Origin of the sequence: Devosia riboflavina, from assembly GCF_000743575.1 — a bacterium.
Lineage (GTDB): Bacteria > Pseudomonadota > Alphaproteobacteria > Rhizobiales > Devosiaceae > Devosia > Devosia riboflavina.
Genome location: NZ_JQGC01000006.1, coordinates 17,230 through 43,442, shown reverse-complemented (window position 1 = coordinate 43,442; position 26,213 = coordinate 17,230). Strand labels below are relative to the sequence as shown.

Below are 26,213 nucleotides of genomic sequence, written 5' to 3'. Positions count from 1 at the left end.
CACATCGACAGCCCGCTTCGAATCCGCCGCGCGACCGCACGTCCAGCCTGTGAATTATGGCAACTGCGTCCGCTATGATCGCGTCCGCCTCGACGAATGGCTGGACACGATGACCCAATCACCGGCATCTGATGACAGTGACATCATCGGAGCCGCCTTCCGTGCTGGTAAAGATCGTGGGCATAAAGCAATACACCGACCGGCACGGTAAGCTCAGGCGCTACTACCGTCGCAAGGGCTGTCCGCAGGTGGCTATTGATCCCAGCCTGACCGGTGCGCAGTTGGCCGCCGAAGTCGCCCGCCTCGATGCCCTCTACAAGCCCCACGCCATGCGCGCCGGCACGCTGCGCGTCCTGATCGCAGAATACCAGGAGAAGTCGGCCCATTGGAAAGGCCTGAGGGAGAGAACCCAGAAGGACTATCAGCGGATATTCGACTCGCTAGGTGACGTGCAAAACCACATGCTTGATCGCTTCAAGCCTAAGGTGATTACGGAGTTGCGAGACATTGCGAGCGAGCTAAGCGGTTTCAAGCATGCCAATCAGCTACTGATCACGCTCAGCAAAGTTTTCGCCTACGGCGTGGAGTATGGGCACTGTCAGAGCAATCCGGTTTCCGACATCTCTTCCGTCGCAAGACCTACGGACCTACCCGATGCGAACCGTCCGTGGATGCCAGAGGAAGCCGTCACCATTCTTGCCGCGCCTATCCATCTGGCAGCACCAATAGCAATGGCCGCCTATCTGGGATTGCGCGAGGGCGACATCATCAAAATGTCAAAGGGCGCGATCACTGAGCGGCTTTTGAGCCTCACGACGAGCAAGACCCGCCGGGCGCTCGAATTGCCCGTCTGTGACGATCTCTGGGCAATCCTGAAGCGCTACAACGCATGGCGGGAGGCGCTATGGGAGGAGCGGCGCCGGAAGGCGGCCGCGAAGAACTCTCGCGAGGATATCCAAGACCTGGTGATGACGATGTTCGTCAACACACGGGGCAAGGCATGGACCTCGGATGGGTTCAGGACTTCATGGGGGAAATGGCGCGACGAAGTTGAGGAGGCCAAGAAGGTCGCCCCCGGCATCACGTTCCATGGCGCGCGGCATGGCGTGGCAACTGTTCTCGCTGAATGCGGATATGAGCCGCAGCAGGTGAAGCACCTTCTGGGCCATGGCAGCGAGACCATGACCGAGCATTATCAGCGCCGGGCGAAGCGCCGCGGCATGCTCAAGGATATGACCGACGCCGTGCAAATGGCCTATCGAAATGCTGGCCAAAGCACTGTTGTCGGGTTAGACACCTTCCCGGTTCGTTCCGCCGAAAACGGGCAAGGTTAGACGCTCCGGATTTTGGCAGACCCCAACAAAACCGGGATTTGCCCTACTCCTCCAAAACCGAGGGTCGTGGGTTCGAGTCCCCCAGCCCCTGCCAGGCAATAATTTTCCGACATTTTTATTCCTTTGACCGCCGTCTGGCGGTTTTCGTCGTTTGTTGGCGCGCCCGCGAAAATGCGTCGCACTTGTGCGTTGGGCGCCGGGCGGCGACAATCCCGGTATGTTTATTTCCTCTGCTTCGCTCCGAACCGCAGCCGTTTCGCTGCTCTTCGGCGCCTTTGTCATCCTTCCCGTCACCCCTGCCCTCGCCGCCGCGCCAAGTTGCGCGAAGGAGGAGTTCGAGGGCGCGCGCTACACTGTTTGTGAAGTCGGCGATGCCGGGGATATTCGCTTGTTCTGGGATGGCGAGGATGGGCCCTATCGGTCATTTTCCGCTCTCTCGGAGGCGTTGAAGTCGGGTGGCGAAGAGCTGCGCTTCGCCATGAATGCCGGCATGTACGATACGAATTTCAGGCCGCTGGGGCTTTATGTCGAAGAGGGCAGCGAGAGGGTTGGGATCAGTACCGCGGAGGCGACTGCGGGCTCTCAGCCGGTGCCGAACTTTCTGAAGAAGCCCAATGGCGTTTTCTATGTCGGCCAGGACGGCAAAGCCGGCATCCTGACGACAGAGGAGTTTGTCGCGGCGGACTTGGAGCCGCGGATTGCCACCCAGTCAGGGCCGATGCTGGTGATCGATGGGGCATTGCATCCCATGCTGATCCCCAATTCGACCGACAAGACTGCGCGCAGTGGCGTGGGCGTTTGCGAGAATGGCGTGGTGCGCTTTGCAGTCAGCGATGGGCGCGTGAATTTTCATGAGTTTGCGCGACTGTTCCGGGACCAGCTTGGCTGCGCCAACGCTCTATTCCTTGATGGTGGGCGCGGCGTGGGCCTTTATTCGCCCGAGCTACGGCGCAATGACTTTTCCTGGCATGGCGGCTATGGGCCGATGTTCGGGATTGCCGATTAGCGCCGGCCCTGTGTGACGGAGCTTGCCGCGACGGCGAGCAGGATCAGTGCGCCGACAAGGACCTGGCGGACATAGCTGTCGACGCTCATCTGCGTCAGGCCATTGTCGAGGACGCCTAGGACAATGACGCCGACGACAGTTGCGAGGATGCGCGGTTCGCCATGGCGGCTCATGGTTGTGCCGAGGAAGACGGCGGCTATGGCGTTGAGCATGAGGCCGCTGCCCTGCACCGGATTGGCCGAGGCAACGCGGCTGGCATACATCAGACCGCCCGCCGCGGCGGCGAGGCCGGTGAGCGAGAAGGCGATGAGGCGCAGGCGCTTTACGGCGATACCGCTAAGATGGGCCGCTTCCATATTGCCGCCGATGGCATAGAGGCGGCGGCCGTAGGTGGTCTGTTCGAGGAGAACCCAGACGGCCAGAACGACGACTATGGCGATGATGGAGAGGTTGGGCAGGCTGATGGCTACCCCGCCCCATTCGCCGAGTGGGATGCCGCCGCGGGCGAAATTGCCGAAATCTTCGGGGATGGCGCGGCCGGAAATGGTCTTGCCGCCGCTGACGACGAAGGCGAGGCCGGAAAACATGGTCATGGTCGCGAGCGTGGCTATGAAAGGCAAAATGCCGACGAGGCTGACCATGGCGCCATTGAAGGCGCCGCCCAGGAGGCCGACGAGGAGCGCGACGGCGACTGCGGCCCAGATGGGTTGACCGGCGGCCATCATCAGGGCGGCGACGATGCCGGCAAGGCTGGCGGCTGAGCCGACCGAGAGATCAAAATCGCCCATGACCATGACGATGGTCATGCCCGCGGCAACCACCATCAGCATGGAGACCTGCTGGGTGATGTTGAGCCAGTTGCGGGCCGTCGGGAATGTTCCGGGCAGCACGGCGGAGAAGAAGACCAGAATGGCGACGAAGCCGATCAGCGTGCCGTAGCGTCTGACGAAGAGCTGCATGTTCAGGCAACCATGCCGGTAGCCCGGCCGTAACAGAGATTGATGAGATCGTCTTCGCGCAGACCCGCAGCGTCGACAATGGTGGTGATTTCGCCCTGGCGCATGACCGCGATGCGGTCGCTGATGCCGATCAACTCGGGGAGATCGGAGGAGACCAGGATGACGGCGGCGCCCTTGGCGGTGAGCTCGCGGACAATGGAATAGATGTCGTACTTGGCGCCAACGTCGACGCCGCGGGTGGGTTCTTCGAGGAGGAGCAGGCGCGGATTGCCGGCAACTGCCTTGGCGAAAACGACCTTCTGCTGATTGCCGCCGCTGAGTTCGAGCACGTCTTGCGCGGGGCCGACAGCCTTGAGGCGCATATTGGCGCCGAGTTCGGCGGCGAAGCGTTTTTCTCGGTTGGGCGTGAGCCAGGTGCCGGCGCGGCTCTGCCGCTTCAAATGGGCCAGCGTGATGTTTTCAAAGATCGGCCTGCGCATGACGAGGCCTTCGGCGCGGCGCTCGCGGGGGACGTAGGCCACCCTGCTCTGCCAGGCGGCGGCGGGGGTTGATGGTGTGTATGGCGCGCCGGAGAGCGTCATGGTGCCGGCAGTCACTTTGGCGTCGCCGAAGATGGACCGGATGAGTTCGGCTTGGCCCGAGCCGGAGAGGCCGGCAATGCCCAGAACTTCGCCTTCGCGTAACGAGAAGCTGACTGGATTGAGGCCGACGGTTGCGAGGCGGGAGGCGGCAAAGACGGTGGTTTCGCGTGGTTTCGCCGTGGCCTTGGGGTAGGCCTCTTCGACCTTGCGTCCGATCATCAGCGCGACGAGGTCATCGTGAGTGATATTGGTCAGGGCGCCGCTGTCGATGGAGCGACCATCGCGCAGGACCGTCGCCTTGTCGCAAAGGGCCATGATCTCGTCGAGACGGTGCGAAACGTAGAGGACGGAGCTGCCGGAGGCGCGGATTTCGCGCAGGACGCGGAACAGGCGTTCGCTTTCGTCGCGGGTAAGTGCAGCAGTTGGCTCGTCCATGACGTAGAGTTTGGCGTCGTCGAGGAGCGCGGCAGAGATGCGGACGAGCATCTGGTCGCCGAGGCTGAGTGCGCCGAGATTTTGGCTGGGGTCGATATGGTCGATGCCGAGGCGATCGAGGGCACGCTGGGCTTCTCGGTTGAGCTCTGCCCAATCGACGAGGAGACCGGCGCGGCGCGGATAGCGGCGGCCCATGAAGATGTTTTCGGCCACCGAAAGGGTCGGGACGACGTTGAATTCCTGATGGATGAAGCGAAGGCCGAGACGGTATGCGGCTTTGGTCGAGTCGATGCTGACGCGTTCGCCGTTAACGGTGATTTCGGCAGTATCGGCGGCCACAACACCGGCCAGAATCTTGATGAGCGTCGATTTGCCCGCGCCGTTCTCGCCCATCAGGGCGTGAATTTCACCTGGGGCAACGACGAGGCTGGCCCCGGACAATGCCGGGACACCAGCATACGCCTTGGTGACAGAGGTGGCGGACAGCAGAGGGACAGAAGGGGCCATGGTTGGCCCCTTCCCTATTGGATTTTCTGGCAAGACGGCAAGTTATTCTGCTGCGTTTGCCGCAGTCACCAGCTTGGTCGGCACGTAGGTGACCGACTGGAGGATTTCTTCGCCAGCGAGGACACGGGCGACAGCTTCGGCCGTTGTGGCACCGATGCCGGCAAAATCCTGGGCGACTGAGGCTTCGAAATTGCCACCGGCAGCGATGGCTTCGCGGGCCTGGGGATTGGCGTCGATGCCGGTGATGACGATGCCTTCGCCGGAGCGGCCAGCGTCTTCAATGGCCTGCAGGGCGCCGAGGGCCGGCTGGTCCCAGGCCGCCCAGACAGCCTTGATGCTGCCCGGCTCGGGATTGGCGGCAAGGATGGCCTCCATCTTGGCGCGGCTATCGGCAATGCCGCCGTCGGAGACGTCTGGCGTCACGCGGTCGAGCACCTTGATGTCAGGGAAATTGCCGAACACGGCATCTGCGACGACGCCGCGCACCTGCACGGGCGGAAAAGCGTCGAAGACGAACATCACCACATTGCCTTCGCCCTTGATGCGATCGGCGACATAAGTGGAAGTTTCGGCGGCCATGGCATAGCCGTTGGAGGTGACATTGGTGACCAGCAGCGGATCGGCACCGGCATCCATGCCGAAGACGGGAATGCCGGCATCCTTGGCGGATTGCAAGCCCGCGGTCACCTGGGTCGGATCGACATTGATGACGATGGCATCGACGTTCTGGACCACGAGGTCTTCGATGCGGCTGATGACGGCGGCGACGTCGCCGGCGGTGTCGATGACGTTGACTTCCCAATCGTTCTCGGCGGCGACGGCTTCAAAAGCTTCGACGTAGAACTGAGTGCCCGGCTGCGCCATGTAGGGGGTGACGATGGCAACCTTGGCCTGAGCCAGCGCGGCGCCGGTGCCCAGAACGGTGGTTGCGAGAAGAATGCCGGCAAACGCCAGGGCAGATTTATTGAGCGACACGAAACAGCCCTCCTGCTATCCCCGCCGGCGGGGATAGCCGACGGTTGTTTTCCTTGTGCTTCAAGGCACTATAAGGGGCGCCTGCCGGACAGCAAGCGGGATTTGGGGGAGAATGGGCGTGGATTTTTGCCTGATCGGAATCGATGTCGGGACGACGGCGACCAAGGCGACGCTGATCGATGGCACGGGCGCGCAATTGGCAAGTTTTGTGCGTCCGCATCCGACGGTTCGCACCTCTCCCGGCATGGCTGACCAGGACCCGCAGGACTGGATGAATGGCGTGCTGGACGCGCTCACGCAGTTTTCGCAGGCGGTCGATCCCAGGCGGGTGATCGGGATCGGGCTGACTTCGCAAGTCAATTCGCATGTGTTCGTCGATGCGCGCGGCGAGGCGGTGCGTCCGGGGATCATCTGGCAGGATACGCGGGCGGCGGGAGACGCTGCAAAGCTCGATCAACAGGTGACCGTCGAGCAGAAGACGGCCTGGTTTGGCGGGCCGGTGCCCATCGATGCCAGCCATGCCCTGTCGCGCATGGCTTTTGTGGCGCGGACGGAGCCCGCAAACTGGGCGGCGACGCGGCATGTGCTATTGCCCAAGGATTTCGTGGCGCTGAAACTGACGGGCGCGGTGTCGAGCGACCCGGTCGCGGCTGTTGGGCTCGTGAGCGCTTCGGGCGCCTATGTGAGCGAGCTACTCGATCTGCTGCCGGGCAGCGCCGGGAGGTTGCCCCCGCTCTTTCCATTCCACCACATTGCCGGCCGTGTTCGGGCGGGGCTGCCTTTTGCCGGACTGCCGGTGACGGTGGGGGCGATGGATGCCTGGGCGGGCATGTTCGGCTGCGGCGTGGTTGCGGATGGCGATGCCATGTATCAGTCGGGAACGAGCGAAATTCCAGGTGTGGTCTCGAGTGCGGTCGTGCCGACGCCCGGTGTGATCCTCTTTCCGCCCTATGAGGGTATTCGCATGCATGCGGCTCCAACCCAGTCGGGTGGCGCGGCGCTGACCTGGCTGTCGACGCTTTTGGGGCGCAGCCCCGCTGAGCTTTCCGCGCTGGCAGGAACTTGCGAACCGAGCGCGGGCCTGCCGCTATTCCTGCCGCATCTGGCAGGGGAGCGCGCGCCGATCTGGGACAGCGCTTCGCGGGGCACTTTTGCCCGGCTCGATGCCAATGCCGGACCGGCACAAATTTCGCGTTCGGTGATGGAAGGCGTCGCCTTCTCGGTGCGCTGGGCTTTCGAGGCGTTGAGCCGGTCGGCGGGGACAAAAATTGACGTCGCCAATATCGGTGGCGGCGGCTCGCGTTCGGATGTCTGGTGCCAGATCAGGGCCGATGTGCTGGGAATGACGCTAAAGCGCACCGTGGTGCCGGACGCTGCGGCGCTCGGCGCCGCGATTCTTGCAGGTGCGGGCAGCGGAGCCTTCGAAGCCCTCGCGCCGGCAGTGCGACAGTTGGTGCGGTTCGAACGGACTTTTGAGCCGGATGTGCGGTTGGCAGGGCCTTATGCCGAACGGTTCGAGTTGTTCCAGTCGCTTTATGAAACGCTAAAACCGTTCAACGCGCGGTTTTAGACCAGCCGTGTCGAAGCTGATCTCCCTCATTCGTTGCGTAAGCGAGGGCTTTGCCCCCTGAGAGCAACAAGAGAGGAGAACCAGAATGATCGATCGTTTGAACAGTCTTGCGCCGGCCGTACTTGGCATTTTGCGGATCGTGACCGGCCTATTGTTCGTGCATTTTGGACTGCAGAAGCTTTTCAACTTCCCGGTGCCCTTCCCCGTGCCGCTCGATGCGCTGACGACTACGGCAGGGGTGCTGGAACTTGTCGGCGGGGCGCTGGTGACGGTTGGCTTTCTCACGCGCCCCGCGGCCTTCATCCTCTCGGGCATGATGGCAGTGGGCTATTGGATCGGGCATTTTCCCATGGGCTTCTTTCCAGCCGAAAACATGGGCACAGGCGCGATCCTGTTCTGCTTTATCTATCTCTACCTGGTATTTGCGGGTCCCGGCGCCTGGAGCGTCGATGGACAGCGGAACCTGGCCTGGCGCTGAACGCGGGACTCCGCGGGCGCCCGCCGCGCGATGGTGGTGATCGAGAGATTGCCCGATATCGCGTATGGGTCGGTCACGTTATCGTTCCCCAATTATCGTTGGGGGACGCCTATGCAATTTCGATTCATTACTCGACCGCATGAACCCGAACACCTGCCGCAACTCGATGCGCTTTTTCGCGCACGGCATGTTGTCTATGCGGAGGAGCTCGGCTGGGTTCCGCGCTCTGAAGATGGTCTTGAGCGCGATGCTTTTGACACGTGCGCAGCCGCCTATCTGGTCGTTACCGATGGAGAAGAAGTGGTCGCTGGATCGCGATTGATACAGACCAACCTTCCGCATCTGCTTAGCGAGGTCTTTCCGACAATCTGCAACCGTAAATCCATGCCTCGCGATCCTCATGTAGCGGAATGGACGCGAGGATTTATCGTCAGGCATCGTCGAGATGAGCGCAGCAAGATACTCATGGCCCAGTGCTGCGCTGCCGTGCTGGAATACTGGATGCTTATGGGCCACCGGCAGGTCGGCGGTATCCAGGACCGAAAATGGCTCGCCCTATGGCGCCTGATGGGCTGGAAAGTTCATATCCATGGCGACGCCATCGACATCGATGGCGCACCTTGGCTGCCCGCATACTTCGATGTGACAGAATCTGCGTTGGAGGGTGCGCGAAGGATCGGCCAGGTATCGGGCCCGATCTTGAGCCAATGAGGCAGGGGGAGCGATGGTGACGCCCACCTTGGGGCGGCCAACGACCTAGACCTGTTCTTTGGGGGCGGCGGCCCGCCGGGGCCGGGTGGTGGAGGGGACTGGATTCGAACCAGTGTACGCTAAGCGGTCAGATTTACAGTCTGATGGATTTAACCACTCTCCCACCCCTCCACATTCTCGGGTGAGACAACGAAGCGCTAGGCGTTTCGTCGGGGCGGTTTATGGTTGGCTGTCGCAAAGGTGTCAACACCCTTCCGCCACCCTTGTGCAGAAATCTTGTGATAGGTGAAAAAACTGGCGCTATCCCCAAGCCCCACTTGCCTTGCTGTCCGCGTTCGGGATAAGCCAATTTCGGCTTTAGCCTCGTAAGGGCGGGTATAGCTCAATGGTAGAGCAGCAGCCTTCCAAGCTGAATACGCGGGTTCGATTCCCGCTACCCGCTCCAATTTCCCCTCATTCAGTTGCGGAAAGGTGCTTTTTATGAGCCGCAACAAGTTTCCGCCCAAGCCCAAATATGACCCCGATACCGGGCCGGTCTATCTCTACGGCATCCACACCGTTCGCGCCGCGCTGGACAATCCGCTGCGGCAGAAGAAGGAATTGCTGGTCACGCCCAATGCCCTCAATCGGTTGAAGGAAAGTGGCGATATCGGCAAGGTTTCGGTGAAGGAAACGACGCCGAAGGAACTCGACCGGTTGCTTGGCGGCGAAGCCGTGCACCAGGGCGCAGCGCTGGAAGTCGATCCGGTGAGCCGCTTTGGGCTGGCCGATATCAAGCAGTTGCGCCTGGTCGTGGTGCTCGATCAGTTGACCGATCCGCATAATGTCGGAGCGATCCTGCGCACCGCCTGCGCCTTTGGCGCCGATGCCGTCATCACCACGGCACGCCACTCGCCTCGGGAAACGGGGGTCATGGCCAAGGCCGCCTCCGGCGCGCTCGATCTCGTGCCGATGATCGAGGTGCGCAATCTGGGCGATGCGATCGAGACGCTCAAGGAGCGCGGGCTGACCGTGCTCGGCTTTGATTCCGATGCCCCTGCCCCGCTGCGCCCCCGCACGGACGACCGGCCATTGGCCGTTGTGCTTGGCGCCGAAGGCAAGGGTTTGCGGCAGCGCACGCGCGAACTCTGCGACGAAATGGTCCGTCTCGACATGCCGGGGCCGATCAAGTCGCTCAACGTGTCCAACGCCGCCGCCATTGCGCTGTTTGCTGCCACGGCTGGTAGGCAGGGATGAGTACGTTCGAGCCCTTCGCCATTGCCCTGAGGCTGTCTGGTCTCACCCTGCCCCAGTTCGAGGCCGAAAAGGCGCTCAAGCAGCTTTTGGTGCGCTATGAGCCCGAAGATGCCGAAGGCAGCTTTTACGGGCAAGTCGATGTGCCGGTCGAAAATGCCATTCGCGCGATGCTGGAGCTGGCGGATCGCACCGGGCCAGTGATCGAAGCGATGCTGGCGGATCGCCGGCTGGGTCGCGCCGTGCTCGATCTGGCCTTCGACTATCCGCAGGAAGGCGAAGCCATGTCGGCGCGGCTGCCCGCTCACGCGGCGGCAGCGATTGCCAAGCATGGCATCGACATCGAGTTTTCGGTCTACCTGACCGATGTCGAGGATGACGAGGACTACTAGCTCGCCGTGTCGCGCTGGCGATGACTCTGCGATGCCGGGCGAAGCTGGGGCTCAGTAGCAACCAGCTAGAAATTGCCGCGTTCTCCTTTCAGACGAGAAGGAGGACGCGATGTACGAGCACGACAAGACTGGTCTGGAATTCATGGAGGGCTTTTCGCTGCTGGCGATTGCGCTCTGGGTCGGCGGCGCAGCATTTCTGCTTACGCTGGTCGTTCTGGGCAATGCGGGGAGCTGAAAATGACCCAGCATGTGCCACCCACCATGCGAGAGCCGAAAGGCGATCATAACCGCCGGCTGCCCCTTGGCATGGATCCCGAAGCCTTTGCCGCAGCGGCGGGAATTACCCCCGAGCAATTGCGGGCCTATGAGCTGACTTCGCCCGATCAGGACTTCGATCTGGACGTCGCCGACCGTGTCGGATGGGCGCTTGAACGCCTCGAAGCCAACCCGCCGAGCAGCCAGAAGGTGCAAAACTGATCTTGCGCGGGTCGCGTCAAAGTTAAATGCGCCGTGCCCTCTCATGCGCCTAAGGTGCATGCAGGAGGATCACAGATGGAAATGCAATCTCAGGTCTTCGACGTAGAGGTCGAGTTCGACGGGCGGATGCACAAAGCGGCGTATTTTGTCGAAAATGACATCATCCATGCCCAGATCGAGGGAAAACTGATCGTCAGCCCGCTGGGCACGGTCCCGGCAGCAAAGACGGTAAAGGCCCTCATTACGGGCCAATTGTTGCAGATGAAGCGGAGACAGAAGCAGCGGATCACCTGGGCCCAATGAAACCGGGGTTTTGCCAAACACGTTTTGCCATTGTCTGATCGTGCCCCAGCTCGCCGCTGGGGCTTCTTTTTGCCAGCAGCCGAAGGAGAAGCCTTGCCTCTGTTCCGCGTGATCGACCTGCGCTCGGGGACTATCGAACCAGAAAGTGTGGTGGATGCCCGCTCTCCAGAGGATGCGGCGCTGCAGGCTTTGGGTGAGAAAGGCGTGCGGGGCGGCCAGAACCGCAACCGGCTGATCTGCCGGGTCTATTGGAGCCAGGACGGGCAAACGAACATGGTCAGGCTCTATCGGGCGCTGTGAACTGCTGAGTGGCTCAAAGCCCCGGATCGACAAGGGCGATGCCGTTGGCGGGATCAAAGCGTTTTCGCAGGTGGCCGGGGGATTCGGTCAGGATGATCTCGAGTGTCGGCCGCACCGTCGCGGCCTGCAGGTGGCCGGCGACGGCGGCTCCACTCGATTTTCCGAGTACGGCGTGAGCATGGACAGCCGGCTTTCCATCCGGACCCATGGCAATATCACCAATCAGGGAGGCGACTTCCACCTGTTCGTGCACGGGAATGGGCAGGTATTCCTTCTGGTCCCAATCGAAGAATGCGAGGGTCGCTCGGGAGAGCGCGCCGATGGCCCTGAAGTTGGCGGCGTTGAGATTGTTCTCGATTGCGAAGGCATTGAGCGAGGCCATCACCTCGTCGCCTGTTTCAAGGATGACGGCAAAAGTCCTTTCGCCATTCGCTTCGTGAATTATCTTCGAGCGCACGCTGACCTCCACCAAACATCAAGGTGTGAATGCAGGAGCGTTCGGTCTGGTTCCTCGGGGCGGCTTGGAGGATAGGCTCAGGAGGCGGTCTCGGCGACCAGTGCCTCGGCCAGTCGACGAGCTATGCCTTCGGCCAACCGGCTGGCTTCTGCGACCCCGCCTTCTTCGGTGCGGGCCTCCTGCAATAAGCGCAGGCGGGCTGGCTGATTTCCGAGGGAGCGATAGATCGGGATGGTCGTGAGGCGGTGACCCGGCATGTCCGAGCGATACCATGGCGCCGCCCAGAGACCGATGGTGACGAAATGCACGCCATCATTGGCGTCGAGCGCGACAGTGGCGCCGGTTTCGTCGCGCAGCCAGGGCAACATGGCCTGGGCCGTGTTGAAGAGGCGCCCGAGACCATAATAGGCATAGCCGAAGGCACCGGCGCGCAGGCCCAGCGCCAGCCGCCCATCCGGGACGCGCGCGACGAAGCCGCGCTCTTCCATGCGCTTGACGACATCGAAGGTTGTCGAACGCGGCAGGTCTTCGGCCTTGATGAGGTCCGAGACCGACATGGGCTCGCCCGCGGAAAGCTGCGCCAGAATGCGGCAGAGAACGGCCATGCCGGCGGCTTCCTGGCTCGTGCTCATCGCACCGCCCCGAGGGTAGCGGCCGAGCGATTGCGGACATTGCCGGGATAATTGACCCGAAAAGCCTCGGGGCTATAGGAGGGGCCGAGGCCGGTGCCGAAGACGAGATCGTCCGGCATGTCCCAGCGCACGCGCTGTTCGGCCGAAATGGCAGCAATGCCGGGCGGGCGAGCCACGCCGCGCGTGGTGACGAGCTTGCCCCAGACATCGAGATATTGCGGCACGGGATTGCCGCGCAGGGCTTCGAGCAGCACGGAAAAGGCACGCATGCCCATGGCCGGGGGGTAGTCTACCGAAGCGAGCGAGACGCGCCGCTCCACTGCCAGCTTGTAGCTGAGATTGATATCGACCCCGGTATGGGGCGGCACCTTGCCGGCGTCGAATTTGGCATCGATGAAGGCAGCGATGGATCCAGCGCTGTTGAGACCGCTATCGCACCAGACCCCGGCGATGTCGCTGCCATAGCGATTGATCGAAGCGAGCGTGGCCGCGTAGGCATTGTCGCGCTGGAAACTGGTGGGCTCGGCCGTGACCACGCTGATGTCGGGATAGCGCGCGAAAACTTCTCTTGCGGCCCGGTCGCGGCTTTGGCTCGCCTCGGCATCGGCATGGCCCCAGAGCATCAGCACGATGCCGCGGTGATTGATGCGATTGGCCAGCCACTGGGCCGTGGTCTGGCCGATGGCGAAATTATTGCTGGTGACGAAACTGGTATAGGCCATGTCGGCAAAGCCGCCGCGCTCGACCAGCACCACCGGCACGCCATGGGAGAGAAGATCGGCCGACAGGGGCGCTAGCTTCCGTGGGGAAACCGCGCTCACCAATATGCCATCGGCGCCATCGGCGATCATCTGGCGGATCTGCTCGTTCTGCAGGTCCGCGTCGCCGCCCGCATTCATCACCGTCACCGATTCAAGGCTCTCGAACTGGCGCGAGGCGGCGAATTCGACGCTGTGGACCAGCGCCACCTGCCAGGCATTGGTCAGGTCGCCATTGGCAAAGCCGATGCGGAAGCGCCGCCGCGCAACGATACGGGCCGGGCGGGCCAGGGGCGGCGGCTCGGCCGGCAAAGCACCGGGCAAGGCTGGCGCGATTTCGCCCAGCACCATGCGGCGCCGGGATTCCTCGGCCTCGGAACGGGCCTTGTGGCCTTCGAGCAGGTTCAAGGCCAGCGTGCCGGGCTCGACCGTGCCGCGCCCGCATTGCACGAGGCCATGCCGCTCGAGCTGCCGGGTGAGGCGGAAGAAACTGGCGCGCGGAATGCCCAGCCCCTTTGCAAGAGCCGAGCCCGACCCCGCGCCGGATTGCGACAGCGCCTCGAGAATATCCATGGCGGCTTCAACGCCGTTTTTCTGACTGCCCACCCGCTCCTCCCAGAACCATGAGCAGAGGGAGTGTCGGACCGGCGAAGAAGAGAGTCAACGTCGATGTCTCATATTTTGGACTGGCGCCTTCAGTCGCCTTCGGCGATCCGCCGCCCCTCGGTATCGAACAGATGGATTTGCCCGGCCGCGAGGCGAAGGCCGATACTCTGATCGAGGGCAATGCCCGCCGCATTGCCGACGATGCGGATGGTGAGCGTGCCCAGCTCGGGCACGATGACATAGGCAAAGGTGTCCGAGCCAAGGCGCTCGACCACGTCAACCTTACCCTCAATATGACCCTCGCCGGAGGAAACCACTTCGAGGCCCTCGGGACGGATGCCGATATGGGCGATCGGCCGGGACGTGGCGAAAGGCAGGGGGACAGCGCCCGAGCCAACGCGGATCAACTCGCCTTCGCGGCGGGCGGCAAGGACATTCATCTTGGGCGAGCCGATGAACTGGGCGACGAAGAGATTGACCGGACGCTCATAGAGTTCGAGCGGTGCGCCCACCTGCTGGATGACACCGCCGTCGAGAACCACGATCTTGTCAGCCAGGGTCATGGCCTCGACCTGGTCATGCGTCACATAGATCATCGTGGCCTTGAGGCGCTGATGGAGCTTGGCGATCTCGACGCGCATATCGACGCGGAGGGCCGCATCGAGATTGGACAGGGGCTCGTCGAAGAGGAAGGCGACCGGCTCGCGCACGATGGCGCGGCCAATGGCGACGCGCTGGCGCTGACCGCCCGAAAGGGCGGCAGGCTTGCGGTCCATATATGCTTCGAGTTTCAGGGCAGCGGCAGCCGCATTGACGCGGCGGTCGATTTCAGCGCGCGGCAGACGGGCCACTTCGAGGCCAAAGCTCATGTTCTGCCGAACGGTCTTGGTGGGATAGAGCGCATAGGACTGGAAGACCATGGAAAGGGCGCGCTCGGCCGGGCCCCGATCGGTCACATCGGTGCCATCGATGAGAATGCGGCCGCCCGTGGTTTCCTCGAGCCCGGCGATGAGCCGCAGCAGGGTCGATTTGCCACTGCCCGAGGGTCCGACGAAGATGACGAATTCGCCATCGCCGATGGTGAGGTCGACGCCGCGGATGATGTGGACGGTGCCGAAGGATTTGGTGATGCCCGAAAGGGTGATGACAGCCATGAAGGATCTCCTAGGCCTTGACGGCGCCGGCGCTGAGCCCGCCCTGCCAGAAACGTTGCATGATGAGGAAGGCGAGGATGACGGGCAGGATCGAGACCAGGGCCCCGGTCATCACCACGGTGAAGAGCAGGTTGCCGCCGCTACCCAGCGTTGCCGAGGCGTACCAGATGGAAAGCCCCACGGTGACGGGGAAGTTTTCCGAGGTACTGAGCACGACGAGCGGCAGGAAGTAATTGTTCCAGGCGGCGACGAAGGCGAGGATGAAGACCGTGGCAAAACCGGGCATCAGCAGGCGGAAGGTGAGGCTCGAGAGAATGTGCAATTCCCCTGCCCCGTCGACGCGCCCGGCATCGATGATTTCGTTGGAAACGGCCTCGTCGACATAGACGCGCATGAGGAAGACGCCAGGCGGGAAGACCAGCGAGGGGAGGATGACGGCGAGCGGGGTGTTGAGCAGGCCGATCTTGCTCAGCATGAGATAGAGCGGAATGACGAGTGCGGTCTGCGGGATCATCACTGCCCCCAGCACCAAAGCGAAAAGCAGCTTCTTGCCCCTGAACTCGTATTTAGCGAAGGCATAGCCGGCCAATAGCGCGAAGATGGCCGCGCCCACCGCCGAGGTGAGGGAATAAAAGAAGGTATTACCTAGCCAGCGCGAAAACACGCCGTTCTGGTGGGTAAAGAGGTCGACGAGGTTCTGCCAGAGGTTGAATTCGCCGGCGAACCAGAGGCCGAAGGTGCCGAAGAGATCGGCATTGGTCTTGGTCGAGGCGGTGACCACGTAAAACAGCGGCACCAGCGTATAAACGAGGTAGATGCAGAGCACTGCGGTGAGCAGGATGCGGTTGCGCCGAAAATTCGGCGAGCGGGTGGTATTGCCCACGATACCCATCAGCGGCCTCCCCGATTGGCGAGCAGCATGAAGGCGTAGGAAAAGACCGCCACCACTGCGCCGAGGAGGAAGGAAATGGCCGCCGAGTAATTGTATTGCTGGGCGACGAAGGCAAGCGTGTAGGCGTAGTAGTTGGGCGTGAAGTTGGAGTTGATGACGCTGCGCGCCAGATTGGTGATGAGATAGGGCTCGCTGAAGAGCTGCAGGGTGCCGATGATGGAGAAGATCACCGTGACCACGATCATGGGAACGATCATGGGCAGCTTGACCCGCAGCGCATAGGTGAGCGCGCTGGCGCCATCCATCTTGGCTGCTTCTTCGAGGTCGCCCGGTATGGCCTGCAGCGCCGCGAAATAGATGATCATATTATAGCCTGTATATTCCCATATGGTTATGTTTGCTAACGACCCGAGAATGGCGCCGGGCGAGAAGAAATCTGGCTTGGGCAGGGAGAGGGCCGTGGCTAACTGTGCCACCGGGCCATAGGAGGGCCCATAGAGATAGCCCCAGAGCAAGGTGGCGATCACTGCCGGCACGGCATAGGGCAGGAAGAAGCTGACGCGGAAGAAGCTGCGGGCATAGACCATGCCGCTATCGAGAATGAGGGCGAAGATCAGCGCCAGGGACAGCATGATCGGCATCTGGATGAGCCCGAAGCGCACCAGCAGCCAGACGCCATCCCAGAATTTGGGATCGACCACGGCGCGGGCATAGTTTTCGAGCCCGACAAAGCGGGTGCCGCCGACCAGGGCCGTCTTGAAGAGGCTAAGCCCAAAGGCATAGCCCATGGGCACGATCAGAAAGCCTACGAAGACGAGCAGGAATGGCAGCAGCAGCACATAGGGCGCTACTTTCTTGCTGACGATCACGCGAGGCTTTTGCCCCGAAAGCGTGTTTGACACGGCGTTGAACTCCACGAGAGGGACAGGCCCGAATGCGTCAAGCATCCGGGCCGCTCAGGTTCAGGTAACGGTATAGCCCTGGTCGCGGGCATAGATGACAACGGCGTCCTGCACGCGGTCAAAGGCGTCGGCCAGGGTGCCATTGCCGGCCACGGCCATGGCGAAATTGTCCTCGATCTGGGAATTCACATAGTCCTGGAAGGGCGCGAATTCGAAGCTCGGGTCCACCTGCGCTTCCGCCTCGGCGAAGATGGTATTGACCGCCTGGCCGCCATAGAACTCGTAGGGATGCCCCATCAGGGTCTCGTCCTCGATCAATTCGTCGAGCACGGGGAAGAGGAAGACATCGGTGAGCCAGAAGCGGGCGGCTTCGGGATCGGTGGACATGAAGGTGGCGAACTCGGCCGCTTCCTTGAGTTGGGGCGAGGTGGAGAAGGCGGAAAAGACCGTGCCACCCCAATTGGAGGCCACCTTGCCGCCAGGCTGCCATTGCGGCATGGGCGCGGCGCGCCATTTGCCAAAGCTCTTGGTCATGGACTGTTCCATCAGCACCGGTGCCCAGGCCGCAGTGACCCAGGAGGAATAGGTGCCATCATCGAGCGCAGCGAACCATTCCGTGGTCCAGCCGGGCTTGGTGTCCACCGCCTTCGCATCGATCAGCCGTTGCCAGTAATTTGCCCAGCTTTTGGCGATCTCGTCATTGATGCGGATCTGGATATTGGTGCCTTCGGTCTTGAAGGGACGCCAGCCGGCCTGCCAGAGCACGGCGGCCGTCCAGCCTGAGTCCACCGCGAAATCGGCGAGATATTTGCCGGGAGCGGCCTGGGCCAGCTTGATGGCCTGTTCGGCATAGTCGTCCCAGGTTTCGGGGACGGTGAGGCCATATTGCTCGAAGATGTCGGCGCGATAGAGCAAGGCCATCGGCCCGGTATTCCAGGGCAGCCCATAGACCTTGTCGCCCTCGGTGACGGAGGTCCAGGTCCAGTCGATGAACTTTTCGGCAATGGCGGGATCGATATGGGGTCCGAGATCTGCCAGGGCATTGAGCGCCTTGAAACTCGAAATCGAATTGAACTCGATCAGTGCCACATCGGGGAGGCCAGTGCCCGCGGTGACGGCATTGCGCAATTTGACATAGTGGGGCGCGCCCTGCCCGACATTTTCGACGGTGACGGAAATGTGCGGGTATTTCTGCATGAACAGGTTGGCCATATCCTGCGTCTTGGGCGTCCAGGCCCAGACGGTCAGGTTGACCTTGTCCTGGGCCATGGCACGGCCCATGGGCCCGCCAAGGGCAAGGGCAGCGCCGGCAGCGACCCCGCCCTGCAGCAGGCGGCGACGGTTCAGCAGCACGCGGCCGAGGGCCGACGGCAAAGTGGTCTTCATCATCTGCTCCATGAATTGTGACGGGACGGCCCCCATGCCTTGGGAGGAACTATCCATGGGGAGCCGCCCGCCCGGCGCGGCGGCCATGACGACCTGGGAGGGTTTCGCCATGACCGGTCGCGGTGTCAGGTTACGGTGTAGCCCTGGTCATTGGCATAGGCGACGACAGCGTCCTGGATGCGGTCGAAAGCATCGGCCAGAGTGCCGTTGCCGCCGATGGCCATGGCGAAATTGTCCTCGATCTGGGAATTCACGTAGTCCTGGAAGGGTGCGAATTCGAAGCTCGGATCGACCTGTCCCTCGGCTTCGGCGAAGATGGTGTTGACCGCCTGGCCGCCATAGAACTCGTATTCATTGCCCATCAGCGTGGGATCGTTGATGAGTTCCTTGAGCACCGGGAAAAGATAGGCATCGGTGTTCCAGAACCTGGCGACTTCCGGATCGGTCGCCATGAAGACGGCAAAGTCTGTGGCTTCCTGAAGGTGCGGCGTGGTGTTGAAAGTGGCGAAGGTCGAGCCACCCCAGTTGGAGGCGATCTTGCCGCCCTTTTCCCATTGCGGCATGGGCGAGGCACGCCACTGGCCAAAGCTCTTCTTCATCGATTGCTGCATGAGCACCGGAGCCCAGCCCGCCGTGACCCAGGAGGCATAGGTGCCATCATCGAACGCGGCGAACCATTCGCTGGTCCAGGCGGGCTTGGTATCGACCGCCTTGGCGTCGATCAGCTTCTGCCAGTAGTTGGCCCAGTTCTTGGCAATGTCGTCATTGATGCGGATCTGGATATTGGTGCCCTCGGTCTTGAACGGGCGCCAGCCCGCCTGCCAGAGCACCGCCGCCGTCCAGCCGGAATCGACGCCGAAATTGGTGAGATAGGTGCCGGGGGCAGCCTGGGAGAGCTTTATGGCCTGTTCGGCGAAATCGTCCCAGGTCTCGGGCACGGTAAGGCCGTGCTTTTCAAAAATGTCGGCGCGGTACAGTAGGGCCATGGGGCCGCTGTCCCAGGGCATGCCATAGACCTGTTCGCCATCGCTGACGGCCGACCAGGTCCAGTCGATGAAGGCGTCCTTGACGGCATTGCCGCCCAAGGGACCGATATCGGCCAGGGCATTGAGGGCGCGGAAGCTGGGGATGGAGTTGAATTCCATCTGCGCGAGATCCGGCAGGCCGGTGCCGGCGGTGACGGCATTGCGCAGCTTGACGTAGTGCGGGGCGCCCTGCCCGACATTTTCCACCGTCACCGTGACATGGGGATATTTTTCCATGAAGCGGTTGGCCATGTCCTGCGTCTTGGGCGTCCAGGCCCAGACGGTCAGGTTGACCGGTTCCTGGGCCAGGGCCCGACCCATGGGCAGGGCGGTCATGGCGCCGAGCGCCGCCCCGGCCTTGAGAAACTGGCGGCGGTCCAAGCCGCGCCCGTTATTCGATTGCATTGCCATAGTCTCCTCCTCGGCATCGGCGCGGGCTGGACTGTTTTCGTCCTCTGCCGCCCTTGAGCCATGCCTAATAGGAACATGACCGGCCGCCCGGCCAAGGCCCCGGCCAGACCAATCGGGCCCATCTGATCCACATTCTGGACTCCTGCCCCCAATGCGCCCCGGCCCCCTCGCCGACGAGCCCATAGAGTGCCCGCCATGCGAAGAACGAGGCGGCATGAAAGCCTCGACGAGGAGAGCACACATGACCAAGCAATGGTCCGTCGGCATTATCGGCTGCGGACATATCTTCGACGCCTATGCCAGGCTTTCGCAGGTTTTCGCGCCGCTGCGCATCGTCGCCTGCGCCGATATCGACCCGGCCACGGCCGAGCGACGGGCCCAGCAATATGGCCTGCGCGCCATGAGCGTGAGCGACCTGCTGGCCGATCCGGCCATCGATGCGGTGATCAACCTCACTAATCCGGCGAGCCATGTCGAGATCAGCGCCGCCGCGCTTAAGGCCGGCAAGCACACCTATACCGAAAAGCCGCTGGCGCTCAGTCTTGCCGATGGACGGCTTCTGGTGGAACTGGCGAACCGGCATGGTCTCGGTCTCGCAGGAGCGCCCGATACCTTCCTTGGTGGGGCGCACCAAAGTGCGCGAACGGTGATCGACGAAGGCGCGATCGGCACGGCAAAGAGCGGTTCCGCCCATTTCATGAATCACGGCATGGAAGCCTGGCATCCCAATCCCCACCCCTATTTCCAGGTTGGGGCCGGACCGGTGCTCGACATGGGGCCCTATTACGTCACGGTTCTCGTGAGCCTTCTGGGGCCTATCAAGCGTGTTGTGGCGCTGGCGCAGCAATTCTTCGACGAGCGGCTGGTGACTGCGCCCGGGCCGAACCAGAATACGCTCGTGCCGGTCAATACCCCGACCACCAGCCAGTCGCTGCTCGAATTCCATTCGGGTGCGCAGGTGCATGTCTCGGTCAGCTATGACACCTGGGGGCATGGCCACACCAACCCCATCGAAATCCACGGCACCAAGGCGTCGCTAATGGTGCCCGATCCCAATTATTTCGGCGGGCCGCTCGAACTGATCGACGGCACTGGCCGCCGCCGCATCGAAACCGATGGCCGCCCCTTCGGCCGGCTCAACTGGCGCGAGCCGGCGGGCGCCTATATCGGCAATTATCGCGGCCTGGGGCTGGCGGACATGCTGGCCGGGGTTGCCGAGGGCCGCAAGGCGCGTGCTTCGGGCGAACTGGCGTTGCATGTGCTCGAAGTGCTGCTCGCCATCGTGCAATCGGCCGCCGAAGCACGCTTCGTCGATATTGCGAGCACGGTGGAGCGGCCCGCGCCGCTGCCGGCCGATGAGGCCAGCCGGCTCATCGCAGCCAATGCACCGCTCGAATTTGCTTCCTGATTTCAGCCAAGGATTTTTTCATGTCCCGCTATTCCGTTTCGTTCCAGCTCTATTCGGCGCGCTTCTTCCTGCCGGTCGAGCCGCAACTGGCCTATCTCAAGGAGGTCGGCTATGACGCGGTCGAGCTTTGGCCGCCCAATTACGAGGAAGACGCAAAAACCTTCCGCCGCCAGGTCGATGCTGCAGGACTTGAAGTTTCCGGCATGCACATGCCGCTGGCGGGGCTTGTTGCCGAACCCAGGCGCTATTTCGACTATGCGCATGAAGTGGGCACGAAGACGCTCATTCCGCCCTATGTGCCACAGGCCGAGCGCGTGCCCACCGCCGACTTCTGGCGCAGCGTGGGCGACAGGTTGCGTGTCGGTGCCGAGCTCGCCAAGGCCGAGGGGCTTAAGGTTGCCTGGCACAATCACGATTTCGAATATGTGCGGCTCGAAGACTATAGCCGGCCTATCGACCACATCATGGATGCGGCCGGACCGGACGTCGAATTCGAGATCGATATCGGCTGGGTAACGCGGGGCTGGGCCGACCCGGCCAAGGAACTCACCCGCTATGCCGACCGGATCACCGCCATCCAACTCAAGGACACGGCGCTGGCCGGCACCGATTTCGACCAGGGCTGGACACCCACGGGCGATGGCATCATCGACTGGCCGAGCCTGCGACCGCTATTTGACGGCACGCGGGCCAATCTGCTGGTGGTCGAGCACGACCGGCCCAGCGATTGGAAGGCACTGGCCAAGCGTTCGGTCGACTATATCAAGGCGCTGGTGGGCTAAGCTTTTTCGGGCCCGCGCTGCGGGCCCGATAGCCCCTTATGATCCGACTATCAGCGCGGTTAGTGCCGCAGCGGCAGGCGTGCCGGGTTGGCCTAATGCCCGCACGATGCTCATGTGATTGAGCCCCGCCAACGTAGCGAGGCTCGCGCCGTGCTGCGCGGCTAGAGCCTTGGCCTGTTCGTGGAAAGGCGCAGTTTCGAGCGCTCCGACCACGGCGCTGAGATTTGTATCCGCGCGAACCGTTGCGCCGAGTGGAGACCATTGCGCTATTTCGTCTGGCGTCAGGCCGATCTCGGCCTGCAAAAAACTCCGGCTGATTGGAGCGAGATCATAGAGACCGCTGACCAGCAGAACGCTGGACACTACATTTGGCGCAAAGTCCGGCTCATGCGGCCCCTTGCCGACGAGATAGAAGGCGAGATGCGCGCCGGCTGAGTGGCCGCTGGCGCTGATCCGGGCGGGATCGCCGCCGAAGGTCTCCGCGTTTTCCTGCAACCAGACGGCGGCCCGGCGCACTTGGTCGACAAGCCTCGCCATGCGCACCTTGGGCATGAGGCTGTAGTCCACGATGGCGGCAATAGCACCCGCCGATGTCACCACATCGGCGATGAAATTATAGTCGTCCTTGCGGTTCGCCCGCCAATAGCCGCCATGCACGAAAAGATGGATAGGCGCGGCCTTGGCCCCCTCGCCCGGCAAGAAAATATCCAGCCGTTCATCAGGCTCCGCGCCATAGGCGAGGTCGAGCCGATGAGAAATCTGGGCGCGAGTGGCCGCGCTGGCGACCCGGTAGTCGGCTGAGATGGCGTCGAAGTCGGGAACGTGATCCCGCGTGCGGAAAAGATCGGTCACGGCATCTGCTCCCCTGCCCTATACCAGAGCTTCCATGCCTTGCTGCTGAGGGCAAGGGCGGCCGGAGACGAAACGCTGCTGCTACCCGTTCTGGCTCACATGCTGGACTGGGCGGCCCACTTGAAGATTTCGTAGGCGGAACAGCGTCCTATCTTCGCTCGATAAAATGGAGAGGAGACAAAATGCCCAAAATAGAGCCCGAACTCTATTGGTCGAAGCCCAATGGGATGCTGCCAAACAGCCGCTTTCCGCTGCTGGTCTATCGCAATGGTGTCGAAGGCGGCGGCGTCGATGCCGTCCGGGCGCGCCTCAAGCGCAATGGCTGGCATAATAACTGGCAATATCCCGGCGTTTATACCTATCCCCATTTCCACTCGACCACCCATGAATGTCTTGGCGTGGCCGTGGGCTGGCTGGAGCTTGACGTCTTCGGTCGCGGTGGCATCCGCATTCGCGCTTCGGCAGGCGATTTCGTCGTCATGCCGGCCGGCGTGTCCCATGTCATGGTCGCGAACTCAGACGACGTCATGCTGGTCGGCGGCTATCCCGATGGGCGCGACTGGGACAATATTCAGGAAGATCACCTCACCGAAGAAGGGCGAAGGGCCGCTGCCAAGCGCATCATGATGCTGCCTATTCCCACGCTCGATCCGGTCAATGGCGAGCCGGTTCATCCCTGGATCGACACGCCATCTTCAGTCGATGCCGACCTCAATGATTTCCGCGATGGGTTGGACCCGGTTTAGTTTCTGAGCGCGCGGCCCCTATTGGGTCGCGCGCCTCAAGCATGCCCAGTTATTATTCCCGAAGACCAAACCGCTCATAGAAGCGGCGCAGGGGTCCTGGCGCCCACCAATTGAGTTCGCCGGCCAACCGCATAAACACGGGGACAAGCACGGCCCGGATAAGCGTCGCGTCGACGATGATGGCCAGCGCCAGACCTAGGCCCAGCATTTTCAGGAAGACCACGCCGGAACTCAAATAAGCGAGGAAGGAGAAGGCGAGGATCAAGGCGGCGGCCGTGATCAGCGGGCCGCTACGCTCGAGGCCGATGGCGACCGAGCTGGCATTGTCGCGGCCGTGATCGTGCTCTTCCTTGATGCGGGAGAGCATGAAAACCTCGTAGTCCATCGACAGCCCATAGGCGATGCAGAACATCAGGATGGGGATCGAGCTTTCGAGCGTGCCGGTGGGCGTAAAGCCCAGTAGATCGGCGAAATGTCCCTGCTGGAAGACAAAAACCAGGGCGCCGAACAGGGCCGAGAGGCTGACGAGATTGAGCACCGTCGCCTTGAGCGGAAGCAAGACACTGCCGGTCATCAGGAACAGGATGACGATGGTCGCCCCGAAGATGATCGTCGCGGCTAGCGGCAGCCAATCCATCACCATCAGCCGGAAATCGGCCAGATCGGCCGGATAGCCGCCAACCAGCGTATCGAAAGATGCCGGGACCGCCCGCATGTCCTGAACAAAGGCCAGCGGGTCGCCCTCAAGGCGCTCCGAGAGCGGCGTGGCGGCAAGCCAGGTCTTTTCGCCCCTGAGCCAGCCGTCGGCGTCGGCCGGAGCCGGGCGTACTTGTTCGCCCGCAGCAAAAGTTCCGACGGCCGACTCCACTTCGGCTATGCCCGGAACCAGGGACAAGGCAGCGGCATAGGCTGCGATCGCGGCGGCATGGGGAGCGGCGCCATTGTCGCCGGAGCCGAGGATCATGAAGGAGTCCGTTACTTCGGCAGCAAAATTCTGCCGGATGACCTCATGCACTGACCGGCTCGATACGCCTTCGGGCAGAACCCGGTCATCGGGCAAGCCGAAGGCGATGTCTCGAACGGGCGAACCAAGCAGCAAGAGGATAGCGATTGCGCCGGTGCCGAAGACCAGCGGACGCCGCATGACGGCAAGCGCAGTTCGGTGCCAGAGGCCGGCGGCGGTGCTCTGCTTGGCGGGGGAGATCCAGCGGCCCACGACTGCCAATAGGGCCGGCAGAAGCACGGTTGCGCCGATCACGCCGAAGAGCACGACGGTGACACCGGCATAAGCGAAGGAGCGCAGGAACGATGATGGAAAAACCAGCAGGGCTGCGAGGGACACAGCGACCGTGATGCCGCTGAACAGCACGGTGCGCCCCGCCGTGGCGACGCTTTCGGCGACGGCATCGGGCACCGGCTTTCCGCGCCCCAATGCCTCGCGAAAACGCGCCAGGATGAAGAGGCCATAGTCGACGCCGAGACCGAGGCCGAGAACCAGGGTCAGGTTGAGTGCAAAGGTCGAAACCTCGGTGACGCCGGCCAGCAGGCGAAGAACGGCCAGGGTCGAGACCATGGCAAAAAGCCCGACCGCGACTGGCAGTATCGCCGCTGCCACATTGCGGAAGAACAGCAGGAGCAGCGCGAAAACGCCGGGAAAGATGATCAATTCGGCGCGCACGAAATCCTCGGCGGCCTCGTGGCCGACCTGGCGGAACACTTCGTCGCCACCGCCTACACCAACGGTGAGGCGCTCGGTCTCCATCGTATAGCGCGGAGAAAGCTCGCCCATCAGGGAGCGGGTTTCCGTGGCGCTTCCGGGCAGGCGCGCCAGAATGAGCGCATGTTTTCGATCTGCGGAAACAAGGCCGAGCTTGCCCGGGGAGGTCCAGGGCGTTTCGACCGCCGCAACGGCGGGCTCTGCGGCAAGGCGCCCGGCGATGGCCTGCGCCTCGGCGCTGGTGGCCGGATCGTCAATCGTCCCCTCGCGGGCAGTGACCAGCAGAAGCATATTGGCCGCGCCGACATCAAAAGTTTCGAGCAATTCGGCGGCGGCAAGGCGAGACTCCGATCCCGGCGCCTCGAAACGCGACAGGGAAAGCGCCCTTAGCGCGCCGGAGGCCAGAAGGCCGGCAACTATCAGCAAGACAATGCCGGCAGCGATGACGAGCCAGCGATACCGCACGAGTGCAGCACCCAGACGGGGCGAAGGTGGAAGGGGCAGAGCAATGGAACTGGACATGACGACCTCGTGGCTGATCCGCCGACCTGGGGCACAAAGGAAAGGTTCGTTTCCAAGTTGACAGATTCGTATATTCTGTCAACATTCGCTTATGAGCGCCAAATCACGCATTCTCGACACCGCCCTCGGCGTTTTCAGCCATCACGGATTCCGCCAGACCAGCATGGAACTGGTGGCGGAAACGGTCGGCGTTACGCGCCAGGCGCTGTACCGGCACTATGCGAGCAAGGACGCGCTCTTTGCTGCCGTGGCGGAGATGCTGCATGCCGGGGCGCTGGACACGGCAATCGCCGCGATGGACGGAGCGGCGGAAGAGAACGAGGGCTTGACCAGCATCGCAGTTGCGGGATTGCAGGCGCGGTTCGGCCATATCCTGGGCAAGCTGGCGGTCTCGCCCTATGCGGTGGAGCTGCTCGAAGAGCATGATCGCCATTGCGGCGCGGTCACCGCGGAATATGGGCGCCGCTTCGAAGCGGCGCTGGCTGAGCGCATCGGCGAGGAGATGGGCCGCCATGGCCAGGTACTTGCCAATGGAATGACGCCCGAAACCCTCGCGCGCTATCTGTTTCTCGGCGCCAAAAGCCTCAAAAACACACTCCCCCCTCCGCCGCCGGACGTGTTTGCACCTGATCTCGAGCGGTTCGTTGCCGTGCTGGTTGCGGGGGCACGCGGCGTGGACCGTCGCTCGTGAGAATTCGGGAC

Annotated in this window: 28 protein-coding genes and 2 tRNA genes; 16 read left to right on the top strand and 14 right to left on the bottom strand. The window is 62.5% G+C overall.

All coding sequences use genetic code 11. The features are described from left to right. Positions 1-161: 161 nt before the first annotated feature. Both JP75_RS07325 and JP75_RS07320 read left to right on the top strand, forming a co-directional pair. A complete protein-coding gene (locus tag JP75_RS07325; protein WP_035081105.1) occupies positions 162-1,334 on the top strand; it encodes a tyrosine-type recombinase/integrase in 1,173 nt (390 codons plus the stop codon). 217 nt (positions 1,335-1,551) lie between these two features. After that, positions 1,552-2,340: a phosphodiester glycosidase family protein gene (locus tag JP75_RS07320; RefSeq protein ID WP_051960462.1), complete on the top strand. Its 789-nt coding sequence runs from the start codon at positions 1,552-1,554 to the stop codon at positions 2,338-2,340. Here the strand turns inward: JP75_RS07320 and JP75_RS07315 are convergent. Genes JP75_RS07315 through JP75_RS07305 form a run of 3 tightly spaced genes read right to left on the bottom strand, consistent with a single transcriptional unit; the run spans position 2,337 to position 5,797 of the window. Then, positions 2,337-3,299 carry an ABC transporter permease gene (locus JP75_RS07315; protein WP_035081102.1) on the bottom strand — a complete coding sequence of 321 codons (963 nt, stop codon included), beginning with the start codon at positions 3,297-3,299 and terminating at the stop codon, positions 2,337-2,339. The two genes, JP75_RS07320 and JP75_RS07315, sit on opposite strands and share 4 nt — an antisense overlap. Before the next feature lie 2 nt (positions 3,300-3,301). After that, positions 3,302-4,822: a sugar ABC transporter ATP-binding protein gene (locus tag JP75_RS07310; protein WP_035081099.1), complete on the bottom strand. Its 1,521-nt coding sequence runs from the start codon at positions 4,820-4,822 to the stop codon at positions 3,302-3,304. Between the two features lie 42 nt (positions 4,823-4,864). Then, entirely contained in the window at positions 4,865-5,797 is a 933-nt protein-coding gene (locus JP75_RS07305; RefSeq protein ID WP_035081097.1) for a substrate-binding domain-containing protein, read from the bottom strand. 118 nt (positions 5,798-5,915) lie between these two features. Between JP75_RS07305 and JP75_RS07300 the strand changes: the two genes are divergently transcribed. The 3 genes from JP75_RS07300 to JP75_RS25775 all read left to right on the top strand — a co-directional run bounded on the left by JP75_RS07300 (position 5,916) and on the right by JP75_RS25775 (position 8,556). Beyond that, on the top strand, positions 5,916-7,367 hold the full coding sequence (locus JP75_RS07300; RefSeq protein ID WP_201772913.1) for a xylulokinase: 1,452 nt from the start codon (positions 5,916-5,918) through the stop codon (positions 7,365-7,367). Positions 7,368-7,452: 85 nt separating this feature from the next. Continuing rightward, positions 7,453-7,845 (top strand): DoxX family protein, encoded by a 393-nt coding sequence (locus tag JP75_RS07295; RefSeq protein WP_035081092.1) that lies wholly within the window; start codon positions 7,453-7,455, stop codon positions 7,843-7,845. 111 nt (positions 7,846-7,956) lie between these two features. Then, positions 7,957-8,556 (top strand): acyl-homoserine-lactone synthase, encoded by a 600-nt coding sequence (locus JP75_RS25775; protein ID WP_160194654.1) that lies wholly within the window; start codon positions 7,957-7,959, stop codon positions 8,554-8,556. A gap of 86 nt (positions 8,557-8,642) precedes the next feature. Here the strand turns inward: JP75_RS25775 and JP75_RS07280 are convergent. Continuing rightward, positions 8,643-8,727, bottom strand: a tRNA-Tyr gene (locus tag JP75_RS07280). Between the two features lie 200 nt (positions 8,728-8,927). Here JP75_RS07280 and JP75_RS07275 point away from each other — a divergent pair. The 7 genes from JP75_RS07275 (at position 8,928) to JP75_RS07250 (ending at position 11,261) form a co-directional block, all read left to right on the top strand. After that, positions 8,928-9,001 (top strand) — tRNA-Gly (locus tag JP75_RS07275). Positions 9,002-9,036: 35 nt separating this feature from the next. Beyond that, the gene (gene rlmB, locus JP75_RS07270; protein ID WP_035081086.1) at positions 9,037-9,792 is read left to right on the top strand and encodes a 23S rRNA (guanosine(2251)-2'-O)-methyltransferase RlmB; all 756 of its coding nucleotides are present in this window, start codon (positions 9,037-9,039) and stop codon (positions 9,790-9,792) included. Further along, positions 9,789-10,181, top strand: coding sequence for a hypothetical protein (locus JP75_RS07265; protein ID WP_035081083.1), 393 nt, complete (start codon positions 9,789-9,791; stop codon positions 10,179-10,181). The genes rlmB and JP75_RS07265 overlap by 4 nt, the downstream gene beginning before the upstream one ends. Positions 10,182-10,290: 109 nt before the next feature. Then, on the top strand, positions 10,291-10,416 hold the full coding sequence (locus JP75_RS27195; RefSeq protein ID WP_280113987.1) for a hypothetical protein: 126 nt from the start codon (positions 10,291-10,293) through the stop codon (positions 10,414-10,416). A gap of 2 nt (positions 10,417-10,418) precedes the next feature. Continuing rightward, positions 10,419-10,658 carry a helix-turn-helix transcriptional regulator gene (locus JP75_RS07260; protein ID WP_035081081.1) on the top strand — a complete coding sequence of 80 codons (240 nt, stop codon included), beginning with the start codon at positions 10,419-10,421 and terminating at the stop codon, positions 10,656-10,658. A 75-nt stretch (positions 10,659-10,733) separates the two neighbouring features. Continuing rightward, a complete protein-coding gene (locus tag JP75_RS07255) occupies positions 10,734-10,961 on the top strand; it encodes a hypothetical protein (RefSeq protein WP_035081080.1) in 228 nt (75 codons plus the stop codon). Positions 10,962-11,054: 93 nt separating this feature from the next. Then, entirely contained in the window at positions 11,055-11,261 is a 207-nt protein-coding gene (locus JP75_RS07250; RefSeq protein WP_035081079.1) for a hypothetical protein, read from the top strand. Between the two features lie 13 nt (positions 11,262-11,274). Here JP75_RS07250 and JP75_RS07245 read toward each other — a convergent pair whose 3' ends face one another. The 8 genes from JP75_RS07245 to JP75_RS07210 form a co-directional block, all read right to left on the bottom strand. Further along, positions 11,275-11,718 (bottom strand): PPC domain-containing DNA-binding protein, encoded by a 444-nt coding sequence (locus tag JP75_RS07245; protein ID WP_035081846.1) that lies wholly within the window; start codon positions 11,716-11,718, stop codon positions 11,275-11,277. Between the two features lie 77 nt (positions 11,719-11,795). Continuing rightward, entirely contained in the window at positions 11,796-12,350 is a 555-nt protein-coding gene (locus JP75_RS07240; protein ID WP_035081077.1) for a MarR family transcriptional regulator, read from the bottom strand. Further along, entirely contained in the window at positions 12,347-13,714 is a 1,368-nt protein-coding gene (locus tag JP75_RS07235) for a substrate-binding domain-containing protein (RefSeq protein WP_152565757.1), read from the bottom strand. Before JP75_RS07235 ends, JP75_RS07240 begins: the two co-directional genes overlap by 4 nt. Positions 13,715-13,803: 89 nt before the next feature. Continuing rightward, a complete protein-coding gene (locus tag JP75_RS07230; RefSeq protein ID WP_035081072.1) occupies positions 13,804-14,868 on the bottom strand; it encodes an ABC transporter ATP-binding protein in 1,065 nt (354 codons plus the stop codon). 10 nt (positions 14,869-14,878) lie between these two features. Beyond that, positions 14,879-15,760, bottom strand: a complete 882-nt coding sequence (locus JP75_RS07225; protein ID WP_051960461.1) for a carbohydrate ABC transporter permease — start codon at positions 15,758-15,760, stop codon at positions 14,879-14,881. After that, positions 15,760-16,662: a carbohydrate ABC transporter permease gene (locus JP75_RS07220; RefSeq protein ID WP_201772912.1), complete on the bottom strand. Its 903-nt coding sequence runs from the start codon at positions 16,660-16,662 to the stop codon at positions 15,760-15,762. Before JP75_RS07220 ends, JP75_RS07225 begins: the two co-directional genes overlap by 1 nt. 60 nt (positions 16,663-16,722) lie before the next feature. Then, positions 16,723-18,159 (bottom strand): ABC transporter substrate-binding protein, encoded by a 1,437-nt coding sequence (locus JP75_RS07215; protein WP_084587528.1) that lies wholly within the window; start codon positions 18,157-18,159, stop codon positions 16,723-16,725. Between the two features lie 14 nt (positions 18,160-18,173). Then, complete coding sequence (locus JP75_RS07210; RefSeq protein ID WP_160194664.1) at positions 18,174-19,484, bottom strand: ABC transporter substrate-binding protein; 1,311 nt, start codon at positions 19,482-19,484, stop codon at positions 18,174-18,176. Between the two features lie 241 nt (positions 19,485-19,725). Here JP75_RS07210 and JP75_RS07205 point away from each other — a divergent pair, with 241 nt between their 5' ends. Both JP75_RS07205 and JP75_RS07200 read left to right on the top strand, forming a co-directional pair. Continuing rightward, positions 19,726-20,892 (top strand): Gfo/Idh/MocA family protein, encoded by a 1,167-nt coding sequence (locus JP75_RS07205; RefSeq protein ID WP_035081068.1) that lies wholly within the window; start codon positions 19,726-19,728, stop codon positions 20,890-20,892. A 20-nt stretch (positions 20,893-20,912) separates the two neighbouring features. Continuing rightward, on the top strand, positions 20,913-21,674 hold the full coding sequence (locus JP75_RS07200) for a sugar phosphate isomerase/epimerase family protein (protein WP_035081067.1): 762 nt from the start codon (positions 20,913-20,915) through the stop codon (positions 21,672-21,674). Positions 21,675-21,710: 36 nt separating this feature from the next. Here the strand turns inward: JP75_RS07200 and JP75_RS07195 are convergent, their stop codons facing one another. Then, positions 21,711-22,526, bottom strand: a complete 816-nt coding sequence (locus JP75_RS07195) for an alpha/beta hydrolase (RefSeq protein ID WP_035081064.1) — start codon at positions 22,524-22,526, stop codon at positions 21,711-21,713. Positions 22,527-22,708: 182 nt separating this feature from the next. On the opposite strand from JP75_RS07195, the gene JP75_RS07190 reads away from it, so the two are divergent. Next, entirely contained in the window at positions 22,709-23,272 is a 564-nt protein-coding gene (locus JP75_RS07190; protein WP_035081061.1) for a cupin domain-containing protein, read from the top strand. A 52-nt stretch (positions 23,273-23,324) separates the two neighbouring features. Here JP75_RS07190 and JP75_RS07185 read toward each other — a convergent pair whose 3' ends face one another. Next, a complete protein-coding gene (locus JP75_RS07185; protein ID WP_035081059.1) occupies positions 23,325-25,511 on the bottom strand; it encodes an MMPL family transporter in 2,187 nt (728 codons plus the stop codon). 91 nt (positions 25,512-25,602) lie between these two features. Between JP75_RS07185 and JP75_RS25175 the strand changes: the two genes are divergently transcribed. After that, positions 25,603-26,202 carry a TetR/AcrR family transcriptional regulator gene (locus JP75_RS25175; RefSeq protein WP_051960459.1) on the top strand — a complete coding sequence of 200 codons (600 nt, stop codon included), beginning with the start codon at positions 25,603-25,605 and terminating at the stop codon, positions 26,200-26,202. Positions 26,203-26,213 lie beyond the last annotated feature (11 nt).

Bases quoted from the DNA above. Each gene is read 5' to 3' on its own strand.
- JP75_RS07320 (WP_051960462.1), top strand. From the start codon at position 1,552: ATGTTTATTTCCTCTGCTTCGCTCCGAACCGCAGCCGTTTCGCTGCTC.
- JP75_RS07215 (WP_084587528.1), bottom strand. From the start codon at position 18,159: ATGGCGAAACCCTCCCAGGTCGTCATGGCCGCCGCGCCGGGCGGGCGG.
- JP75_RS07315 (WP_035081102.1), bottom strand. From the start codon at position 3,299: ATGCAGCTCTTCGTCAGACGCTACGGCACGCTGATCGGCTTCGTCGCC.
- JP75_RS07225 (WP_051960461.1), bottom strand. From the start codon at position 15,760: ATGGGTATCGTGGGCAATACCACCCGCTCGCCGAATTTTCGGCGCAAC.
- JP75_RS07255 (WP_035081080.1), top strand. From the start codon at position 10,734: ATGGAAATGCAATCTCAGGTCTTCGACGTAGAGGTCGAGTTCGACGGG.
- JP75_RS07295 (WP_035081092.1), top strand. From the start codon at position 7,453: ATGATCGATCGTTTGAACAGTCTTGCGCCGGCCGTACTTGGCATTTTG.
- JP75_RS25175 (WP_051960459.1), top strand. From the start codon at position 25,603: ATGAGCGCCAAATCACGCATTCTCGACACCGCCCTCGGCGTTTTCAGC.
- JP75_RS25775 (WP_160194654.1), top strand. From the start codon at position 7,957: ATGCAATTTCGATTCATTACTCGACCGCATGAACCCGAACACCTGCCG.
- JP75_RS07190 (WP_035081061.1), top strand. From the start codon at position 22,709: ATGCCCAAAATAGAGCCCGAACTCTATTGGTCGAAGCCCAATGGGATG.
- JP75_RS07185 (WP_035081059.1), bottom strand. From the start codon at position 25,511: ATGTCCAGTTCCATTGCTCTGCCCCTTCCACCTTCGCCCCGTCTGGGT.
- JP75_RS07205 (WP_035081068.1), top strand. From the start codon at position 19,726: ATGACCAAGCAATGGTCCGTCGGCATTATCGGCTGCGGACATATCTTC.
- JP75_RS07310 (WP_035081099.1), bottom strand. From the start codon at position 4,822: ATGGCCCCTTCTGTCCCTCTGCTGTCCGCCACCTCTGTCACCAAGGCG.
- JP75_RS07230 (WP_035081072.1), bottom strand. From the start codon at position 14,868: ATGGCTGTCATCACCCTTTCGGGCATCACCAAATCCTTCGGCACCGTC.
- JP75_RS07240 (WP_035081077.1), bottom strand. From the start codon at position 12,350: ATGAGCACGAGCCAGGAAGCCGCCGGCATGGCCGTTCTCTGCCGCATT.
- JP75_RS07265 (WP_035081083.1), top strand. From the start codon at position 9,789: ATGAGTACGTTCGAGCCCTTCGCCATTGCCCTGAGGCTGTCTGGTCTC.
- JP75_RS07200 (WP_035081067.1), top strand. From the start codon at position 20,913: ATGTCCCGCTATTCCGTTTCGTTCCAGCTCTATTCGGCGCGCTTCTTC.
- rlmB (WP_035081086.1), top strand. From the start codon at position 9,037: ATGAGCCGCAACAAGTTTCCGCCCAAGCCCAAATATGACCCCGATACC.
- JP75_RS07260 (WP_035081081.1), top strand. From the start codon at position 10,419: ATGACCCAGCATGTGCCACCCACCATGCGAGAGCCGAAAGGCGATCAT.
- JP75_RS07210 (WP_160194664.1), bottom strand. From the start codon at position 19,484: ATGGCAATGCAATCGAATAACGGGCGCGGCTTGGACCGCCGCCAGTTT.
- JP75_RS27195 (WP_280113987.1), top strand. From the start codon at position 10,291: ATGTACGAGCACGACAAGACTGGTCTGGAATTCATGGAGGGCTTTTCG.